Source organism: Oerskovia turbata (assembly GCF_000718325.1).
GTDB classification, from domain to species: Bacteria; Actinomycetota; Actinomycetes; order Actinomycetales; family Cellulomonadaceae; genus Oerskovia; species Oerskovia turbata.
In genome coordinates this window covers 100,734-117,062 of record NZ_JOFV01000013.1, presented here as the reverse complement: position 1 = coordinate 117,062, position 16,329 = coordinate 100,734, and the positions used below count along the sequence as shown (strand labels likewise).

The 16,329-nt window shown below is 72.3% G+C and carries 18 protein-coding genes; 8 read left to right on the top strand and 10 right to left on the bottom strand.

Going from position 1 to position 16,329, the window contains the following annotated elements:
* Window positions 1–316 precede the first annotated feature (316 nt).
* From IE95_RS0114305 to IE95_RS0114275, 7 genes are all read right to left on the bottom strand, one after another.
* Window positions 317–877: a M15 family metallopeptidase gene (locus tag IE95_RS0114305; RefSeq protein WP_030152298.1), complete on the bottom strand. Its 561-nt coding sequence runs from the start codon at window positions 875–877 to the stop codon at window positions 317–319.
* A 165-nt stretch (window positions 878–1,042) separates the two neighbouring features.
* Window positions 1,043–2,527, bottom strand: coding sequence for an LssY C-terminal domain-containing protein (locus IE95_RS0114300; protein ID WP_240666333.1), 1,485 nt, complete (start codon window positions 2,525–2,527; stop codon window positions 1,043–1,045).
* A 92-nt stretch (window positions 2,528–2,619) separates the two neighbouring features.
* Window positions 2,620–2,844 (bottom strand): YciI family protein, encoded by a 225-nt coding sequence (locus IE95_RS0114295; protein WP_051703138.1) that lies wholly within the window; start codon window positions 2,842–2,844, stop codon window positions 2,620–2,622.
* Between the two features lie 58 nt (window positions 2,845–2,902).
* On the bottom strand, window positions 2,903–3,841 hold the full coding sequence (locus IE95_RS0114290) for a DNA-3-methyladenine glycosylase family protein (RefSeq protein ID WP_084690291.1): 939 nt from the start codon (window positions 3,839–3,841) through the stop codon (window positions 2,903–2,905).
* Window positions 3,838–4,464, bottom strand: coding sequence for a methylated-DNA--[protein]-cysteine S-methyltransferase (locus tag IE95_RS0114285; RefSeq protein WP_030152294.1), 627 nt, complete (start codon window positions 4,462–4,464; stop codon window positions 3,838–3,840). Before IE95_RS0114285 ends, IE95_RS0114290 begins: the two co-directional genes overlap by 4 nt.
* Window positions 4,461–5,006, bottom strand: coding sequence for an RNA polymerase sigma factor (locus IE95_RS0114280; RefSeq protein WP_051703137.1), 546 nt, complete (start codon window positions 5,004–5,006; stop codon window positions 4,461–4,463). The genes IE95_RS0114285 and IE95_RS0114280 overlap by 4 nt, the downstream gene beginning before the upstream one ends.
* Window positions 5,007–5,070: 64 nt before the next feature.
* Window positions 5,071–5,574 (bottom strand): methylated-DNA--[protein]-cysteine S-methyltransferase, encoded by a 504-nt coding sequence (locus IE95_RS0114275; protein WP_240666335.1) that lies wholly within the window; start codon window positions 5,572–5,574, stop codon window positions 5,071–5,073.
* A gap of 183 nt (window positions 5,575–5,757) precedes the next feature.
* On the opposite strand from IE95_RS0114275, the gene IE95_RS0114270 reads away from it, so the two are divergent.
* The 5 genes from IE95_RS0114270 (at window position 5,758) to leuS (ending at window position 11,813) form a co-directional block, all read left to right on the top strand.
* A complete protein-coding gene (locus IE95_RS0114270; RefSeq protein WP_030152291.1) occupies window positions 5,758–6,567 on the top strand; it encodes a metal-dependent hydrolase in 810 nt (269 codons plus the stop codon).
* Window positions 6,568–6,818: 251 nt separating this feature from the next.
* A complete protein-coding gene (locus tag IE95_RS0114265) occupies window positions 6,819–7,730 on the top strand; it encodes a serine protein kinase RIO (RefSeq protein WP_240666337.1) in 912 nt (303 codons plus the stop codon).
* Window positions 7,731–7,757: 27 nt separating this feature from the next.
* On the top strand, window positions 7,758–8,672 hold the full coding sequence (locus IE95_RS0114260) for a Gfo/Idh/MocA family oxidoreductase (protein WP_030152289.1): 915 nt from the start codon (window positions 7,758–7,760) through the stop codon (window positions 8,670–8,672).
* Window positions 8,673–8,681: 9 nt separating this feature from the next.
* Window positions 8,682–9,098: a hypothetical protein gene (locus tag IE95_RS0114255; protein ID WP_030152288.1), complete on the top strand. Its 417-nt coding sequence runs from the start codon at window positions 8,682–8,684 to the stop codon at window positions 9,096–9,098.
* A gap of 150 nt (window positions 9,099–9,248) precedes the next feature.
* Window positions 9,249–11,813, top strand: coding sequence for a leucine--tRNA ligase (gene leuS, locus IE95_RS0114250; RefSeq protein WP_084690289.1), 2,565 nt, complete (start codon window positions 9,249–9,251; stop codon window positions 11,811–11,813).
* A 17-nt stretch (window positions 11,814–11,830) separates the two neighbouring features.
* Here the strand turns inward: leuS and IE95_RS0114245 are convergent, their stop codons facing one another.
* A complete protein-coding gene (locus tag IE95_RS0114245; RefSeq protein WP_030152286.1) occupies window positions 11,831–12,226 on the bottom strand; it encodes a DUF952 domain-containing protein in 396 nt (131 codons plus the stop codon).
* Between the two features lie 50 nt (window positions 12,227–12,276).
* On the opposite strand from IE95_RS0114245, the gene IE95_RS0114240 reads away from it, so the two are divergent.
* Window positions 12,277–12,921 (top strand): TetR/AcrR family transcriptional regulator, encoded by a 645-nt coding sequence (locus tag IE95_RS0114240; RefSeq protein WP_051703136.1) that lies wholly within the window; start codon window positions 12,277–12,279, stop codon window positions 12,919–12,921.
* A gap of 347 nt (window positions 12,922–13,268) precedes the next feature.
* On the opposite strand, the gene IE95_RS0114235 is transcribed toward IE95_RS0114240, so the two are convergent.
* Complete coding sequence (locus IE95_RS0114235; protein WP_129429593.1) at window positions 13,269–13,736, bottom strand: hypothetical protein; 468 nt, start codon at window positions 13,734–13,736, stop codon at window positions 13,269–13,271.
* Window positions 13,737–13,752: 16 nt separating this feature from the next.
* On the bottom strand, window positions 13,753–14,208 hold the full coding sequence (locus IE95_RS20490; RefSeq protein ID WP_129429592.1) for a hypothetical protein: 456 nt from the start codon (window positions 14,206–14,208) through the stop codon (window positions 13,753–13,755).
* A gap of 1,319 nt (window positions 14,209–15,527) precedes the next feature.
* Here IE95_RS20490 and IE95_RS0114215 point away from each other — a divergent pair.
* Both IE95_RS0114215 and IE95_RS0114210 read left to right on the top strand, forming a co-directional pair.
* Window positions 15,528–15,752: a hypothetical protein gene (locus IE95_RS0114215; protein ID WP_051703135.1), complete on the top strand. Its 225-nt coding sequence runs from the start codon at window positions 15,528–15,530 to the stop codon at window positions 15,750–15,752.
* 90 nt (window positions 15,753–15,842) lie between these two features.
* On the top strand, window positions 15,843–16,307 hold the full coding sequence (locus IE95_RS0114210) for a GNAT family N-acetyltransferase (RefSeq protein ID WP_030152280.1): 465 nt from the start codon (window positions 15,843–15,845) through the stop codon (window positions 16,305–16,307).
* Window positions 16,308–16,329: the final 22 nt, after the last annotated feature.

Genomic DNA, 16,329 nt, shown 5'->3' with positions numbered 1-16,329 from the left:
CGAAACCACCCCTGACCTGCACCGACCGGTGCGACGGGTCCGGGGACGCTCCCCAGTGGTGGCGGAATGGCAGACGCGCTAGCTTGAGGTGCTAGTGCCCTTTATCGGGCGTGGGGGTTCAAGTCCCCCTCCGGACACTCGGTGGCGGAATGGCAGACGCGCTAGCTTGAGGTGCTAGTGCCCTTTATCGGGCGTGGGGGTTCAAGTCCCCCTCCGGACACTCGTTGAGACAGCGAACGGCGAAGCGGACCAGGGAAACCAGGTCCGCTTCGTCGTTTCTGCAGGTGGCGTGTCCGCCGTCGAGGCACTCGTGCGCTCAGGCGCGGTACACCCAGTGCCACGGTTCGCGGGGCGTGTCCTCGACGAAGCCGAAGCGCTCGCCGTTCGTCCGCATCCAGGCCTGCGCCTTGGCGTCCAGGTCCAGGTCGACCGCGAGGCCCCACCCGTGGGCGCTGGTTCCCGGCTCGGCGGCAAGGCCTCCCTGGGTGTACAGGCCCTTGCGCTGCGCGACGTCGACCTGCGCCTCGTAGGACCGGTACGAGTCCGTGATACCGATCTGGACACCGTCGCGGGCCGCGGCGGCCAGGAGGGACTCGAGCGCCTGCCCGGCCGGCGCCCAGAGCCGATGGCCGGTCGTCCCGACCTCCTGCAGGGCAGCGCGCGGGACCTTGCCGTTGCCGTAGACCGCGAGCTCGCTGGGGACGCCGTCGACCGTGAGAGCAGAACCGACGGCGGTCGAGTCGTCGACCACGCCGCTGAGGACCTGGTCGAAGCGCACACCGGAGTCGGCGACGACCGGCGTCCTGGCGGCTTCCGCGGTGCGGAACGTCGCTTCGATGTCAGCCACCCGCTGCGCGATCGACGTGATGGCGTCCATCTGGGCCTCTTCCTTCCTCCGTGCGGCGTCGAGGGCACGGTGCCGTGACCTTCCGGCGCGCCGCTCGCTGGACTCCTATGCATGGTCGTGAGCCGTCTGCGGCCTCGGCCTGCTCACAGCGTCGCCCTCGACGCGTCTGTGCGTCACCCTCGGCGGTCAGGTGCGTCACCCTCGGCGCGCGGCCCGTCTCTCGAGTCGCAGCTCGCGACGGCTCTTCGCGTACGCCGCCGCGTCCCGGCTCGAGAGCGTGAGCAGCACCAGGATGTCGAGCGCCACGGTGAGCAGCGTCGTGCGGAACGTGATCTGGTTCCCGGACACGGCCCACCCGACGAACGACGACGTCGTGCTGATCGCGGCGAGCACCATGACGAGGTCCCGCGCCCAGTTGCGGCCCAGGTAGACGCGCCAGGCCAGGAAGAGCTGGAACAGGGCGACGAGCGAGAGCAGCACCACGACGAGCACCAGGAGCGGTCCGGACGCCTGGTCGATGTCGGCCTGGGTCACGTCGCCGCCCAGGAAGAGCGAGCGCAGCGTCTGCTCCCAGTGCAGGGCGAGGTTCGCGAGCCAGATCAGGTCGGCCACGACCCCCAGCACGACGAGCAGCGCACCGACCGTGGTGGCCGCCGGACGTTGCGCGGCGCGCTTCGTGGCCCCGCCCGCGCCGTCGGGTCCGGCCGCGAGGCTCGCCGACGCAGCAGGGGGCCCGGGCGCCGCGACGCCCCGGACGTCCGCGACCGGGAGGTCACCGTCGGTGCGGATCGCGTCACCGCCGCCGTTGCGTGCGTGGTACCCGGTCGAGAAGTCCTCGATGACCTCGACGTCGACACCCACGTCGGCCCCGAGCAGCGTCGCCACGACGTGGTCGCGCTCCTGGTCGGTGTCGGCCTCGATCTTGTGCGTGACCTGGAGCGTGAACAGGGAGAAGCCCACCGAGCGGTCGTACGTGCCCGCCGCGAGCCAGTCGACGCGGCGCCCGCCCGGCAGCGGCCAGCCCGGCGGGCAGCGCCAGAACCGGATGTGGTGGCGTCGTGACGGGTTCCCCTCGACCTCCTGCTGGAACGCGAAGTCCTGCTGGCGCCCGAAGAGGAACAGCGGGCTCACGGGCGCCTGGTCGTAGCTGCGGCGGCTGAGCGTGGCCGCGACGATGCGTCCGCTCGAGGCGAGCGTGACGTCGTCGGCGAGCGTCCAGCCCGCTGCCTCCATCGCCGCGCGCACCTGGGACTCCTCGCCCAGCAGCGCGAGGTTGACGGGGTCGCCCAGCAGCCCGTTGGCCGTGCGCGTGCGGCCGATGAAGTACTCGGGGACGTAGAGCGTCGTGAGGATGCGGTGCAGTCGCGGCAGGGCCAGGTAGGCGATGACGAGCCATACCGCGACGACGTAGAGGATCGCGAACCAGCCGAGGTGGATCGACTCGCTCAGCACGAGCCACGCGAGCCACACCGCCGCGAGGCCCGCGAAGACGAAGAAGAACCCGTCGCCCAGCTCGACGAGCCGGCGGCGCAAGCCGCGCCCACCGTGCTGCCCGGGCGGACCGGGCTCACCGGGTGGTGCGTCGGGGGCCTCGACCGCGGACGCGGCGGGACGGCTCGCGGGCACGTCGGTGCGCGCAGCGGTGCTGCGGGCGGCGTCGGGCGCGCTCTCGCGGGTCACGCTCCCACCCTAGGTCGCGCCGCCCGTTCGGGCTGGGCGAAGGGGCGCGTCGGGCCGCCGTTCGGGCGGGAGCGCACCCGGGGCGGCTGGCCTCAGACCGAGCAGTCGCACACCGGGTTGAACTCGACGACCTGGTCGCCGAGCTCGGGGTGCGCCCATGCCTGGGCCTCGGCGAGCGAGGCGAAGCGGCGCCCCGCGAGGCGCCCGTTGGCGAACAGCACGCCCGCCTCGATCTGGTCGCGCACGTCGTCGGGGTCGGGACTGCTCGTGCTTCTCGTGCTCGCCGGGCTGCCCGTCCCTGCCGTCACGGTGCTCATGGGTCCTGCCTTCCCGTCGGTGGTCCTTGTCCCAGTATCGCGCCGTCCGCACGGCACGTCAGTAGGCCGTGTGCGTCCAGAGGTGGAACAGCGCGTACGCCCGCACGGGAGACCACGCCTGCGCGGTCGCGGCCGCGGCGCGCGCGTCGATCCCGCCGAGGGCCTTGCGCAGCACCAGGTCCCCGGGCACGAACCCGTCGCGGTCGCCGAGCACCTTGACCGACAGGTAGTCCACGGTCCAGGGCCCGATGCCCGGCAGGGCCAGCAGCCGGGCACGCGTGTCCGCGAGCGCCGCCGGGTCCCCCGCCGTGCCCGGTCCGAGCGTCAGCCCGTCCGCGCAGGCCGCGGCGAGCGCGAGCAGGGTCCGGGTCCGGGCGCACGTGATCCCGACGGCGGACTGCAGCTCCGTGGCGTGCGCGCCCGCGAGCGTGTCCGGGTCGGGGAAGAGTCGCAAGCCTTCGGAACCCACGACGTCTGCGTCGCGCCCGTACGCCGCCGCGAGCCGCCCCGCGAACGTCCGGCACGCCGCGAGCGAGACCTGCTGGCCCAGGACCGTCGTGACCGCGGCCTCGAACCCGGAGGGGTGCCCGACGACGCGCAGCCCGGGTCGCCGGGCGAGCAGGGGTGCGAGCACCGGGTCGGCGCCCAGGACCGTGTGCACGGTCGCGAGGTCGGCGTCGGTGTCGAACCAGCGGGCGACCAGGGCGCACACCTGATCCGGGTCGGCGCCGCTCCCCCGCACCTCGATCCCCTCGGGGCTCAGCCGCACGGTCACGGCCGCGGTGCCCGAGCGCGTCTCGACGAGCCGCGTCACCTCTCCGCGCCCGACGTCGGGGCGGTCGACCCGGTCGACGCCGGGCACGGCGTGCGCGACGAGCGTCGCGAGGGCCGAGGCCGCGTCGAAGGGCTGCACCACGGGCACGTGCCGCGTCCAGGCCCCCGCCTCGGGCAACCAGACCTGCGGGGCGGTCGCGACGCCGTCGGGCAGGGCGGTCATGCGGCTCGCTCCAGGGCGAGCAGCAGGCGCTTGGCCTCCGCACCGCCCGCGTAGCTGCCCGACGTGCCGTCCGAGCGCACGACCCGGTGGCACGGCACGACGAGCGGCAGCGGGTTCTTGGCGCACGCGGTCCCCACGGCCCGCACGGCACGCGGGCTGCCCGCGGCCGCCGCGACCTGGGCGTAGGACTCGGTGCGGCCGTAGCCGATGTCGCGCAGGTGGGTCAGGACCTCGCGCCGGAAGGGCCCCGAGGCCATGGCCAGGTCGAGCGGCAGGTCGAACGTGCGACGCTCGCCGGCGAAGTACTCGTCGATCTCGGTCGCGAGCCGGTCGAGGCGTCCGGGGGCGCGCAGGACGCGCGGGCTCACGGTGCGGGCGATGCGGTCGAGCACGGCGTCGTGCCCCTCGACGTCGAACGCGATGCGCACGACGCCCTGGTCGGTCGCGGCGAGCAGCAGCGCGCCCACGGGGGTGTCCAGGGTGCGGTAGGCGACGTCGAGCAGGCCCGACGTCGCAGCGCCCGCGGCGAGGCGGTCGTGCAGCCGCGAGAGCGTGGCCTGGGAGTCGGGGGTGGTGCCGAGGGTCGCGAGGAAGGCGACGTCGTCGAACGAGGTGTCGCTCATGAGGCACTTCCTGTCGAGGCGCGAACGGAGGAGGGGGCGCCCGCGGCCGAGGGGCCGGCGGGCGGGTAGGTGCGCCGCAGCGTCGCCATGCCGTCCGAGGCGGCGCGGCGTGCGGCCTCGGTGCTGCCGCCGAGGATCGCGGCGACCTCCTGGTAGGGCAGGCCCGCGACGTGGTGGTAGGCCACGGCCTGGCGCTGCTTGGGCGGCAGGGCCGCGAGCGCCCGCCACAGGTCGTCGTCGCGCTGCTCGACGCCCCGTTCGGGGAGGCCGTCGCGGCTGGGCTCGTGGGTGAGCTCGGCGACGTCGGGCACCGCGATCGGGGCGCGGGCACGGACGCGGGTGACGTCGATCGCCTTGCGGTGCGCGATCGTCACGAGCCAGGCCTCGACGTTGGCCCCCTCCTCGAGTCTCGGGTACGCCTTGAGGGCCGACAGGAAGGTCTCGGACCACGCGTCCTCGGCGTCCACGGGGCCGAGGACCGCGCGGCACACGCGCAGGACCGTGGCGCCGTGCTCGGCGACGACGCGTTCGAAGGGCCTCACGTCGGGTAGACGGCCCGGGCGCGCGGGACGTGAGGTGCCCGACGGCGCCGCACGACGGTGACCATCAGAAGAGCCTGCTCGCGCGCGTCTCGTCGGACTCCTCGAGGGCCAGGAGGAACCGCTTGCGCTCGAGCCCGCCCGCGTACCCCGTCAGGGAGCCGTCGGCCCCGACGACGCGGTGGCAGGGCACGACGATGCTCAGCGGGTTCTGGCCGTTGGCCGCACCGACCGCGCGGGCCAGGTTCCGGTCACCGAGCGCGACCGCGAGGTCGCCGTAGGACCGCGTCTCGCCGTACGGGATCCGGGCGAGCAACGCCCAGACCTTCTTCTGGAAGCCGTCCCCGACCGGGGTCAGGTCCAGGTCGAAGTCGCGCCGCGTCCCTGCGAAGTACTCGCCGATCTGGACGCGGACCTCCTCGAACGCGTCGTCGTCGCGCTCGCCGAAGGTCTCGCCCGTGGGGCGGCGCTTGTGCGCGTCGAAGTACAGCGCGCGCAGCCCGTCGGACGTGCCGACCGCGGTGAGCTCGCCCACGGGCGAGTCGAAGACCGCGTGATGCAGATCCGACACGGCCGTGCCTCCCGTCCTGGTCGTCGCCTGCTCGTCGTGGTGTCCCATGCACTGTAGACGCCGGGGTCCGACAAGACGTGAGGTCGGGTGTCGGTCCCTGGCGGGTAGGGTGTGCTGTCGCGTCGGGACAGACCGCGCGAACCACGCTTGCTGGACGAACACGACCGACAGGACGAACGCATCATGATGGGTGGCCACCACGCCGCCTGCGGCGCGGCCGCATGGGTGGCGGTCACCTCGACCGCCCCGTACACGCTCGGCATCTACCCCGTCTCGGACGTGGGCGTCATCACGGGCGCGATCGTGTGCGCCGGTGCGGCCCTGCTGCCCGACGCCGACCACCACTCGGGCACCATCGCGCACTCGCTGCCGCCCGTCTCCGAGGGCGTAGCGAACCTCGTCGAGACCATCTCCGGCGGGCACCGCCGCGGGACGCACTCGATCCTCGGGATCGCGGTCTTCACCGCGCTCGCGTGGCTCGCGGGGCTCGTGACGTACGAGTCGGACACGTTCGGGACCGTCGCGGTCGGCGCGGGCGTCGTCGCGATCCTGCTCGTCGCGTTCGCGCTCAAGGCCCTCAAGCTCACGCGCGGCGGCAAGCTCGGACCATGGATCGGGTCGATCACGATCGCGGTGCTCGTCGCGCTCCTGGCCCCCGAGGAGTGGAACTGGCTCCCCGTCGCGGTCGGGATCGGCGTCACGGTCCACATCATCGGCGACGTCATGACCACGGGCGGGTGCCCGCTGCTGTGGCCGATCACGTTCAAGGCGCCGCGCTGGGTCCGCAGGACCAACGTGCTCAACGACATCTGGCGCCCGGGCGGCAACTTCGCGCTGCCCGTCCTGGGCAACGCCGGGTCCGTGCGTGAGTGGCTGTTCCTGATCCCCGTCACCGCGTACGCCGTCGCGGGCGTCGTGTGGTCGCTGCTGACCCAGATGGGCCTCGACACGAGCGGGACGTACACGCTGCTCGTGTCCTCGTTCGGAGGCTGACCTCCGCTCACTCGGGGCGGTCCGCCAAGGACGGATCCCCGGGACCGGCGGACAATTCCGTTGCCCACCCCCGCCGCCGGGTGCGAGGGTGGGCACGTCCGCCGGAGAAGGTCCGGCGCGAGCGCGCAGCCAGGGGCTGCGAGAAGGAGAGGTGTCGTGATGACCGTCGTCGTCGTTCCCCACGCCTCCACCTTCCCGAGGAGCCCCGGCCGCTGACGCCGGCTCCTCACCTCACCCGAGGAGCCCCACCCGTGCACGAGCACATCGACCTTCCCGCACTCCCCCGCTACACCGGCGCCCCCGACGCTCTCGACGCCTCCGGCGTCGACCCGTACGACCTCGACCCGGGCCTCCACCCCGACCAGCGCTGGTCCACCTGGTCCAGCGTCGAGAAGGGAATGCGCGGCCCCGAGCCCCGGCCCGGCTGGGTCGTGACGGCCGACGCCGCGATCGACACCGACCTCGGCGTCCTCAAGACGGGCAAGGAGGCCGACGTCTTCCTGCTCGAGCGTGCCGTGCCCGACGACCCCGACCAGTTCTCGCTGCTCGCCGCCAAGCGATACCGCAGCTCCGAGCACCGCGCCTTCCACCGCGACTCCGCGTACGTCGAGGGCCGCCAGGTCCGGCGCTCGCGCGACCGGCGCGCGATCGAGCGCAAGTCGTCGTACGGGCGCGAGGCCGCGGCCGCGCAGTGGGCGGGCGCCGAGTTCGCGGCGCTGACCATGCTGTGGTCCGCCGGGGCCCCCGTCCCGTACCCGGTCCAGATCGACGGGACCGAGATCCTCATGGAGTTCGTCGGGGAGCACGCGAGCAGCGGCGAGGCCGACGGGTCTGCTGCCAGCCGCGTCGCAGCCCCGCGCCTGGCCCGCGTCCGGCCCGACGCCGGCACCGTCGAGGCGTACTGGGACCAGCTCCGGCACGCCATGGGCGTCCTCGCCGCGCTCGGGTACGCGCACGGCGACCTGTCGCCCTACAACGTGCTGGCCCAGGGCGAGCGCATCGTGATCATCGACCTGCCGCAGGTCCTCGACCTCGTCGCGAACCCGCACGGCACCGACCTCCTGATGCGCGACTGCCGGACCATGTGCACGTGGTTCCGCTCCCGTGGGCTCGACGTCGACGAGGGCGAGCTGTTCGCCGAGCTCATCGCGCAGGCGTGGTGAGCTGGTCCGGTCAGGAAGAATGACCGGATGACCCAGACCGTCCGCCTCGCGCTCGTCGGGCTCGACTCCTCGCACGCCGACCAGCACGTGCGCCTGCTGAACGTCGAGCAGCGCTTCCCCGGCGTACGGATCACGGTCCTCGCGGACGGCGACCCGGGGCGCGTCGCGGAGCTCGCCGCCCGGAGCGCGGCGGCGGGCGTCGCGGTCCGGGCAGGTGGGCCCGACGACGTCGCGTCCGTCGACGCGGTCGTCGTCGCCCACCGCGCGGGCCGGCTCCACCACGCGGCGGCCCTGCCCTTCGTCCGGGCCGGGCTGCCGGTGCTGGTCGACAAGCCGTTCACCGCATCGGTCGCCGACGCCGAGGACCTCGTGACCGCGGCCCGCGTGAACGGGTCCGTCCTGTCCTCGTGCTCGGCGCTGCGCTTCGTGCCCGACGTCGCACGGCTGCGGGCCGCCGCCCTCGCGCAGGGCGCGATCACGACGCTGACCGTGTCCGGCCCCGCCGACCCGGTCTCGCCCCACGACGGCCTGCACTTCCTCGGCATCCACCTCGTCGAGGCCGCCCGCTCGCTCCTCGGGAGCGACGCCGACCTCACGTGGGGGGAGCCCGCCGTCGGGCACGAGGACGACGCCGTGACCGCGACCGTGACCGCGACGACGGGCGGACGCGACGTCGTCGTGCGTTTGCGGTGCGTGGACCCCGCCGCGCACCCCACCCAGCCGTTCCACGCGACCGTGACCACCACGGGCGGGACCGTCGAGGGCGACCTGGACGTCGGGCCGGACTACCTCGCGCCCGTCCTCGCGCACTTCCTCGCCCAGGTCGCCGGGACGACCGTACCCGACACGCGCACCCAGCTCGTGGGCCCGGTCGCGCTCCTCGCCGCGATGCAGGCGTCGGTCCGGGCGCCATCTCGTGCAGGCTCGGCGCACCCGGCCTAGCGTGAACGGATGACGACCCCCACGTCCGACGCGACCGCCTACGACCACGACGACGTCCAGGCCTTCCTCAACTCGTACGGCGTGGCGCTCGCGGCCGGTGACCTCGACACGATCGCCGAGACGTACGCGTTCCCCGCGCTCGTCGTGACCGACGAGGCCTCGGTGCTCATCAGCGAACCCGACACCGTGCGCGAGTCCTTCCGGAGCGCGGCCGAGAGCTACCGTGAACGCGGGCTCGTCGGTGCCGTCGCGCAGATCCGGTCGCTCGGGACCACGAGCGCGGGCCTCGTGTGGGCCGACGTGCGCTGGAGCTACCGCGACGAGTACGCGGCCGAGGCCGACACCGAGAGCTTCCGCTACCTGCTGCGGCGCGGGCGCGACACGTTCCACATCTGCGTCGTCGTGCCCGTCGACCCGTTGGCGTGAGACGGGCCGGCTGCTAGGCTCCCCGCCATGCGTTCCTCGCTCCTCCTTACACCGCCGCGCTGACAAGGCACGATCAGCGCGGCAGCCCCTCGTACCCCGAGGGGCATTTTTGTGCCCACGCACAGGACGGAGCACCGCGGAGGAGACGCCATGACGCAGGACCAGGACACCACGGGGACGACAGCGCCCATCCCGCCGACCACCACGGGCCGGGCCCGGCACGCCGAGGTCGAGGACCACTGGCAGGAGGTCTGGGAGACGCTCGGGGTCTTCCGCGCCCGCGACGACGGGGCCCGCGAGCGCCGCTACCTGCTGACCATGTTCCCGTACCCGTCCGGTGACCTGCACATGGGCCACGCCGAGGTGTTGGCGCTCGAGGACGTCGTCGCGCGCTACTGGCGCCAGCTCGGGTACGACGTGCTGAACCCCATCGGGTGGGACTCGTTCGGCCTGCCCGCCGAGAACGCCGCGATCCGCCGGGGCGAGCACCCCGAGGTCTTCACCGAGACCAACATCGCGACCCAGGCCCGCTCGATCCGGCGCTACGGGGTCTCGTTCGACTGGTCCCGCCGCCTGCAGACCTCCGACCCCGCGTTCCTGCGGTGGACGCAGTGGCTGTTCGTGCGCCTGGTCGAGCGTGGGCTGGCATACCGTGCCACGGCGCCCGTCAACTGGTGCCCGCAGGACGGGACCGTGCTCGCGCACGAGCAGGTCGTGGACGGAGCCTGCGAACGGTGCGGCACGCCGGTCGTCCGTCGCGACCTGACCCAGTGGTTCCTGCGCATCACCGACTACGCCGACCGGCTCGTCGACGAAATGGACGCGCTCGTCGGGCACTGGCCCGAGAAGGTCCTGGCCATGCAACGCCACTGGATCGGGCGCAGCGCGGGGGCGCGGGTCGACTTCGCGGTCGTCGACGTGGCCGACGCACGCGGTGCCCGGACGCCGCACGCGGGCCCGCGCACCGTGTCGGCGTTCACCACCCGGCCCGAGACCCTGTTCGGCGTGACGTTCCTGGCCGTGGCCCCCGACGCCGACGTCGCCCGCGCGCTCTGCGCACCCGAGCGCGCCGAGGCGCTCGAGGCGTACCGCGCCGCGAGCCTGACCCTGAGCGACATCGACCGCCAGGCCACCTCACGAGAGAAGACCGGCGTCTTCCTGGGGGCCTGGGTGGAGCACCCGGCGACGGGCGAACGACTGCCCGTGTGGGCCGCCGACCACGTGCTGCCCGGGTACGCGTCGGGGATCGTCATGGGAGTCCCCGCGCACGACGAGCGCGACCGGGCCTTCGCCGCACGCCACGGGCTGGCCGTGCGCCCGGTCCTGACCACCGCGCCGGGCGAGGAGACCTCGCAGGCGCGCGACGTCGTCGTGCACTCGGACGGAGGGGGGCTGACGCTCGACGGGCTGTCCCCCGCCGAGGCCGCCGCGCGCACCACGACGTGGCTGGGGACCCGGGGGCGCGGCGGGCCGCAGGTCGTGCACCGCCTGCGCGACTGGCTGGTCTCGCGCCAGCGCTTCTGGGGAGCCCCCGTCCCGATCGTGCACTGCACCGCGTGCGGGGAGGTCCCCGTGCCCGACGACGACCTGCCCGTCCGCCTGCCCGACCTGAGGGGCGAGGCCCTCGCCCCTCGCGGGGTCTCGCCCCTGGCCGGTGCCGAGGACTGGGTACGCACCGCTTGCCCGCGCTGTGGGCGCGAGGCCCGACGGGACACGGACACGCTCGACACGTTCGTCGACTCGTCCTGGTACTTCCTGCGCTACTGCTCCCCGGGACACACCGACGGGCCGTTCGACCCCGAGGCGGTGCGTCGATGGATGCCCGTGGCGCAGTACGTCGGGGGCGTCGAGCACGCCGTCCTGCACCTGCTCTACAGCCGCTTCGTGACCAAGGTGCTGCACGACATGGGCCTGGTCGACGTCGTCGAACCGTTCGCGACCCTGCTCAACCAGGGGCAGGTGATCAACCAGGGCCGGGCCATGAGCAAGTCGCTCGGCAACGGTGTGGACCTCGGGGCCCAGCTCGACGCGTACGGGGTCGACGCGGTGCGGCTCACGATGGTCTTCGCCGGACCGCCCGAGGACGACGTCGACTGGGCGGACCTGTCCCCCGGGAGCATGCAGCGGTTCCTGGGTCGGGTGCTGCGCGTGGCCCAGGACGTGAGGAGCCCGGCCGCCGCCGGCTCCTGGTCGACGTCCTGCCCCGCAGCGGCAGACGGTGACGCCGCCCTGCGCCGGGTGACGCACCGGACCGTCCAGGACGTCACGGGGTTGCTGGACACGTCCCGGTTCAACGTGGCGGTGGCGCGCCTCATGGAGCTCACGAACGCGGCACGGCGGGCGATCGACGCCGGACCGGGGCCCGCCGACCCCGCCGTGCGGGAGGCCGCCGAGTCCCTCGCGATCCTGCTGAGCATGTTCGCCCCGTACACGGCCGAGGAGATGTGGGCGGCGCTCGGGCACGACCCCTCGGTCGCAGTGGCCGGATGGCCGCAGGTCGACCCCGCCCTGCTGGCCGAGTCGACGGTCGAATCCGTGGTGCAGGTCGACGGCCGCGTGCGGGACCGGGTCACGGTGGACGCGTCGGTCGGCGAGGACGACCTCCGCGAGACCGCGCTGGCGCGCGAGGCCGTCCGGCGCGCTGTGGCCGGGCGCACGGTGGTCCGAGTCGTCGTGCGAGCCCCGCGGGTGGTCAACGTCGTCACCCGGGCGTGAGACGGTCGGGGGTACGGTCAGGGGCGGACCGAGAGCCCCGACAGGTCCGGGACCACCCACCGGCCGGCGACGCGGTCGAGCTCGACGACCGCCGCGACCGTCCGCCCGTCCATGGGGAACGCGCCCAGGATCCGTGGGACCAGGCCACCGGGGGCTCCGTCCTGCGGCTCCCACACGACCTCGATGCCCTCGTCCGCGAGGGAGTCCTCGTCGATCACGGCGAGGACGAGCGGGATCGAGGCGTCGGCGTAGCGGCCGTCGAGCACCGACGGCAACCCCGCCAGGGTCGTCGCGTGGACGAACCCCTCGACCTCGTACAACGTGTTGCGCGTGGCGACGTTGTACTCGCCGAAGCGCTCGCAGGCCTCCCAGTCGTCGCTGAAGGCCACGTGCAGCACTCTGTGTCCACCCATCGGTGATCTCCTCGTTCGCAGGAAATGAAACGCGACCGTATCATTAACGCATGACGACGACAGCGGACGGATTGACAGGCCCGACGCCGGCGCGACGCCCTGGGCGGCCGCGCACGGCAGAGCGGGCGGCTCGTCGGGCCGGGCTGCTCGACGGCGCGATCCGGATCTTCGGCGCGCGCGGGTACGGCGCGACCACGATCGAGGCCGTCGCGAGCGAGGCGGGCGTGACCAAGCGCACGATCTACCAGCACTTCACGGACAAAGCCGGGCTCTTCGTCGCCGCGGTCGAGAGCCAGCACGCACACGAGCACACGATCGCCGGGGAGGACCTCGAGTCGCTCGCCACCCGGATCGTCCACACCCTGCACGGCGACCAGGCGGTCACCCTGCACCGGCTCGTCATCGCGGAGGCGCTGCAGTTCCCCGACCTGGCTGCAGCGTTCTACACCCACGGGCCCGTGAGCTCGACCGAGGCGCTCGCCCACCACCTCGCCGTGCACCTCGGCGCCGCCCCGGGCGACCCGGTCGACGCTCCGACCCGCTCGCTCGCCGAGGCGCTGTACACGCTCCTCCTCGGCGAGGCGCACCGGCGACGCCTGCTCGGCCTGGCTCCCGCTCCGACCGTGGCTCAGGCGCGCGAGCACGCCCGGGGCGCGATCCGGGTCGTGCTGGGTCCTCGGTCCCCTGCGCCCTGATCCGCCCGGCGTGCGAGGTGAACCGGCCCGTCAAGGATCAAGATGCCGTTCGAGCAACGGCCGCCAGGACATGGACCATGAGGCGTCCGGCCGCACTTGAGGTGTCGAGGAGGGTGACTTTGGGGCGCGGTTGGGCGTTGGCTTCACGGCCGCCGCGGTTGAGTTCGAGGGTCTGGGTCCGGGCCGTGCGACGGGAATATGTCTACTACGAAGGAGTCCACCTGTGCACAGAGTTCCTTCTTGCGCCCGGCGAGGTGATCGCGATTCTCGCCGTCCCGGTTCTGAAGGAAGTCGCGATGCGCTACCAGGGCGAGGACAAGCCGATGCCTGACCGCGTCCGTAGCGCTCTAGAAAGGCGACCACCCGAAGAGCTTCTGCCTCAATTCGTATTGCGGGGCGACGTCTGGTTGCTCGGTCACGCGCACGTCGAGTTGCCAGTCGTTGTCCCATCGCAAGGACTGCCATTCTTGTTCAGGTAGGCGCACGCGGGCGACCTCCTTCGTCGGGGATCGAACCACGGCATAGTGAACGATGAGTCCGACGCCCTTGACCTTAGCGGTGCTCCCACGCAAGAGTTGGCGCTCTTCTGTTAGGTCAATAAGCCGCCGACTCAGTTCTTGAGTGCTCGTGCCGTCATCAAGGATGACTGCCAGGAGGGCCCACGTGCTCGACGACGTGCTTGCAAGTACCAGGTGCGCATCGCCGTCTTGAGCGTGGGCAAGGATTGCGTTCCCGTGAACATCGCCTCTTAGGTGTCTCCGAATCGCCTCTTGGGCACGCTCGGTGTCGATCGCATCCCAGTCGATCTCCTGCACGTGGGCCCCCATGTTCTTAGCTGCAGAGCCTTTGCTCACCAGAGGTTGCTGAGCTGGTGTCCCAGGTGCCGTGGAACGCCTCACGGACCATCTGTGCACGGTAGTAGAAGCAGCCCGCAGCCGCACCCGCGGTGTCGGAGAAGCCGAAGTTTGGCTGCGTCGTCGCCTGATCCACTCCCGTACCGAAGTTTGACCACTTACCGTTGCGGTAGATCTGGAGCTGGATGGAGGTGATCGCGACGTCCGGCGAGGCGTTGCAGCGCACTCGACCGTACGCGCCGACTGCCGACCCGGTGATCATCGAGGGTGGGTCGATTGAGATTGAGCAGACGACGTCGTGCAGCGGTGTGACGACGGGGTCTTCAGCCTGTGTGGTTGGTCCACTCACTGCACTTGATGTCGTCGTCCCCCCCATAACAAGGGCGATGGCGAGCAACGCGGTCGACGCAAATTTCCTCATTGAAACCCCCATGCGTTGATGATGTGATACGCGATTCCACCCCGAGCATGCCCGGGCGTGTTGCTCCTGTCAATGCCTGGCGACCAATTCGACGAGGCGCAATGCGACGGCGCCCGCGACCCGGACGACGGCGGCGATCACGGTGACGGCTCTCGACCGGCGGGACTTCGTAGTGCTCATCAGCCCTACCAAATGCGCGGGCCACGGCTGAGATCCGCAACGTGCCGCTCGCGGGGCGAAGGCTCTCGTGCAGCAGCAGCGTCCTCCTGACCGCCTCGAGCGCGTCCTCTTCTCTACCCATGCGTACGTCCTTGTTGAGCGGTGAGGGCTGGGGTCACTCGAGCATCGCTAGGTGCCGGCAAAGCGTGTCGCGCGATACTCCCGAAGCGCGTGCAACGACGGCGCACGACTGTCCGTCGGCGAGGGCGACGTGCGCGGCCGGTACCCGGTCGGGCGTCATGACCGTCGGACGGCCGCCGACTCGTCCTTGAGCGTGCGCGGCCGCGAGGCCGTCTGACTTGGCTCCTCTCGAGGACTTCGACGCCGCATGGAGACGCCTGCGCTCCGGTCTGCCAGATGGCTGGCGCATCGTCTCAATCCGCCGCGTGGTCGAGACTGGTGGCGCGCGCTCAGAGGGTTCAGCTGGTGGGCGTGGTTCATCGACGGCAAGGTCGAGAAGCCCACCGCGCGTCGACGCGCCCTGTGGCGGCGCCTGGGTAGAGACGCCCAGGGCCCGCCAGGAGGGCCAGGCGATCGTCCTGGCCGGTCCTCCCGGGGCCGGCAAAGGACTCGTCCAGGGCAACGTCCTGGGCCTGGGCAAGGACGCCTGGCTGGTCGTGGACGCGGACCGGTTCACGGAGAAGTTGCTGCGAACTCGGGGTCACCGCCCCCGCGCCTGAGCGTGTCGTCGCAACCCCGGAGGCTCTGCAGCAGGCAAAGGACGCCTACGGTCGGATGCGGGCACCGCAGGTCAAGGCGGCTTTCGAGTTGGCCCTCGCCGTGAAGCAGACGGTGCGGCAGTACGACAACTACCCACTGATCCTCAAGGCACTCGCCGGCTTCGGCGAGGCCCGCGCTACTCATGGCGAGATCCTGAAGGTCATCCGACAGGGCGTTCCCACCTACCCGTCGGGCAACCTCACTACGGCGCGTAGCTACCCGAGCTCAGCGGGCAGGCGGTCAGCACGGGCCCGTCGGCGATAGGGTCGACCGGCACCCCACCGGCGACCGCCCCGCCCAGAGCGAGGTCGCCGCACCACCCCACCGAGCGAGATGCAGGATGCCCATGACCCGCCGACGACTCCTCTGGCTGGCTGCCATGAGCCCCCTTCGTGCTCGCCTCGGGCGGCGCAGCCGTCTACGCCCTCGTCGTGCTCCTCGCACGCGGCCCCGACGCCGACGTCTGGGTGCCGAGCCGCGGCGAGCCGGCCGCCGCCGCCTGGATCGCGCTGATCATCTACTCCGTCCTCACCGCACTCACCGTGAGCATGGTGTGGTCGCTGTCGGCAGGTGCGGACCGCGCCCCTGACGACACGGCGGACCCGCAGGACGGATGACGCGTCGGGGCCACGGCCCGGACTCCCCTCACCAGCAGACCGGTCCCGCCTCGCCCACGCCCCAGTCCGCCCCCGACTAGGCTCGACGCCATGACCCTGCGTGCCTACGACGAGTCCGACGCGGAAGCCACGCTCCGCGTGTTCCTCCGAGCGGTGCGGGTCACGGCGAGCAAGGACTACTCGCCCGAGCAGATCGCCGCCTGGGGTTCGGACGACATCCCGCTCGACGTCTGGGCGGTCAAGCGCCTGCAGACCGGCACGGTCGTCGCGGTCGAGGGCGACGAGGTCCTGGGCTTCAGCGATGTCGACGAGCGCGGCTACGTCGACATGATGTTCGTCGATCCCGCGGTGACCCGACGCGGCGTCGCCTCGGCACTGCTCGCCCACGTGACACGCACGGCCCGCGAGCACGGAGCCGTCGAGCTCACGACGTACGCGAGCCTCACCGCACGTCCCTTCTTCGAGAGGCACGGGTTCGTCGTGGTCGAGGAACGCCAGCCCGTGCTCCGAGGGGTCTCGCTGACGAACTTCAGCATGCGCAAGCCGCTCGCCTGACCGCCACGCGGTGCATCACCGT

Excerpts from the sequence above, each read along its gene's own strand:
- IE95_RS20490 (WP_129429592.1), bottom strand. The coding sequence starts at position 14,208 with ATGGGGGTTTCAATGAGGAAATTTGCGTCGACCGCGTTGCTCGCCATC.
- IE95_RS0114290 (WP_084690291.1), bottom strand. The coding sequence starts at position 3,841 with ATGACCGCCCTGCCCGACGGCGTCGCGACCGCCCCGCAGGTCTGGTTG.
- IE95_RS0114270 (WP_030152291.1), top strand. The coding sequence starts at position 5,758 with ATGATGGGTGGCCACCACGCCGCCTGCGGCGCGGCCGCATGGGTGGCG.
- IE95_RS0114255 (WP_030152288.1), top strand. The coding sequence starts at position 8,682 with ATGACGACCCCCACGTCCGACGCGACCGCCTACGACCACGACGACGTC.
- IE95_RS0114295 (WP_051703138.1), bottom strand. The coding sequence starts at position 2,844 with ATGAGCACCGTGACGGCAGGGACGGGCAGCCCGGCGAGCACGAGAAGC.
- IE95_RS0114260 (WP_030152289.1), top strand. The coding sequence starts at position 7,758 with ATGACCCAGACCGTCCGCCTCGCGCTCGTCGGGCTCGACTCCTCGCAC.
- IE95_RS0114245 (WP_030152286.1), bottom strand. The coding sequence starts at position 12,226 with ATGGGTGGACACAGAGTGCTGCACGTGGCCTTCAGCGACGACTGGGAG.
- leuS (WP_084690289.1), top strand. The coding sequence starts at position 9,249 with ATGACGCAGGACCAGGACACCACGGGGACGACAGCGCCCATCCCGCCG.
- IE95_RS0114240 (WP_051703136.1), top strand. The coding sequence starts at position 12,277 with ATGACGACGACAGCGGACGGATTGACAGGCCCGACGCCGGCGCGACGC.
- IE95_RS0114305 (WP_030152298.1), bottom strand. The coding sequence starts at position 877 with ATGGACGCCATCACGTCGATCGCGCAGCGGGTGGCTGACATCGAAGCG.
- IE95_RS0114285 (WP_030152294.1), bottom strand. The coding sequence starts at position 4,464 with ATGAGCGACACCTCGTTCGACGACGTCGCCTTCCTCGCGACCCTCGGC.
- IE95_RS0114210 (WP_030152280.1), top strand. The coding sequence starts at position 15,843 with ATGACCCTGCGTGCCTACGACGAGTCCGACGCGGAAGCCACGCTCCGC.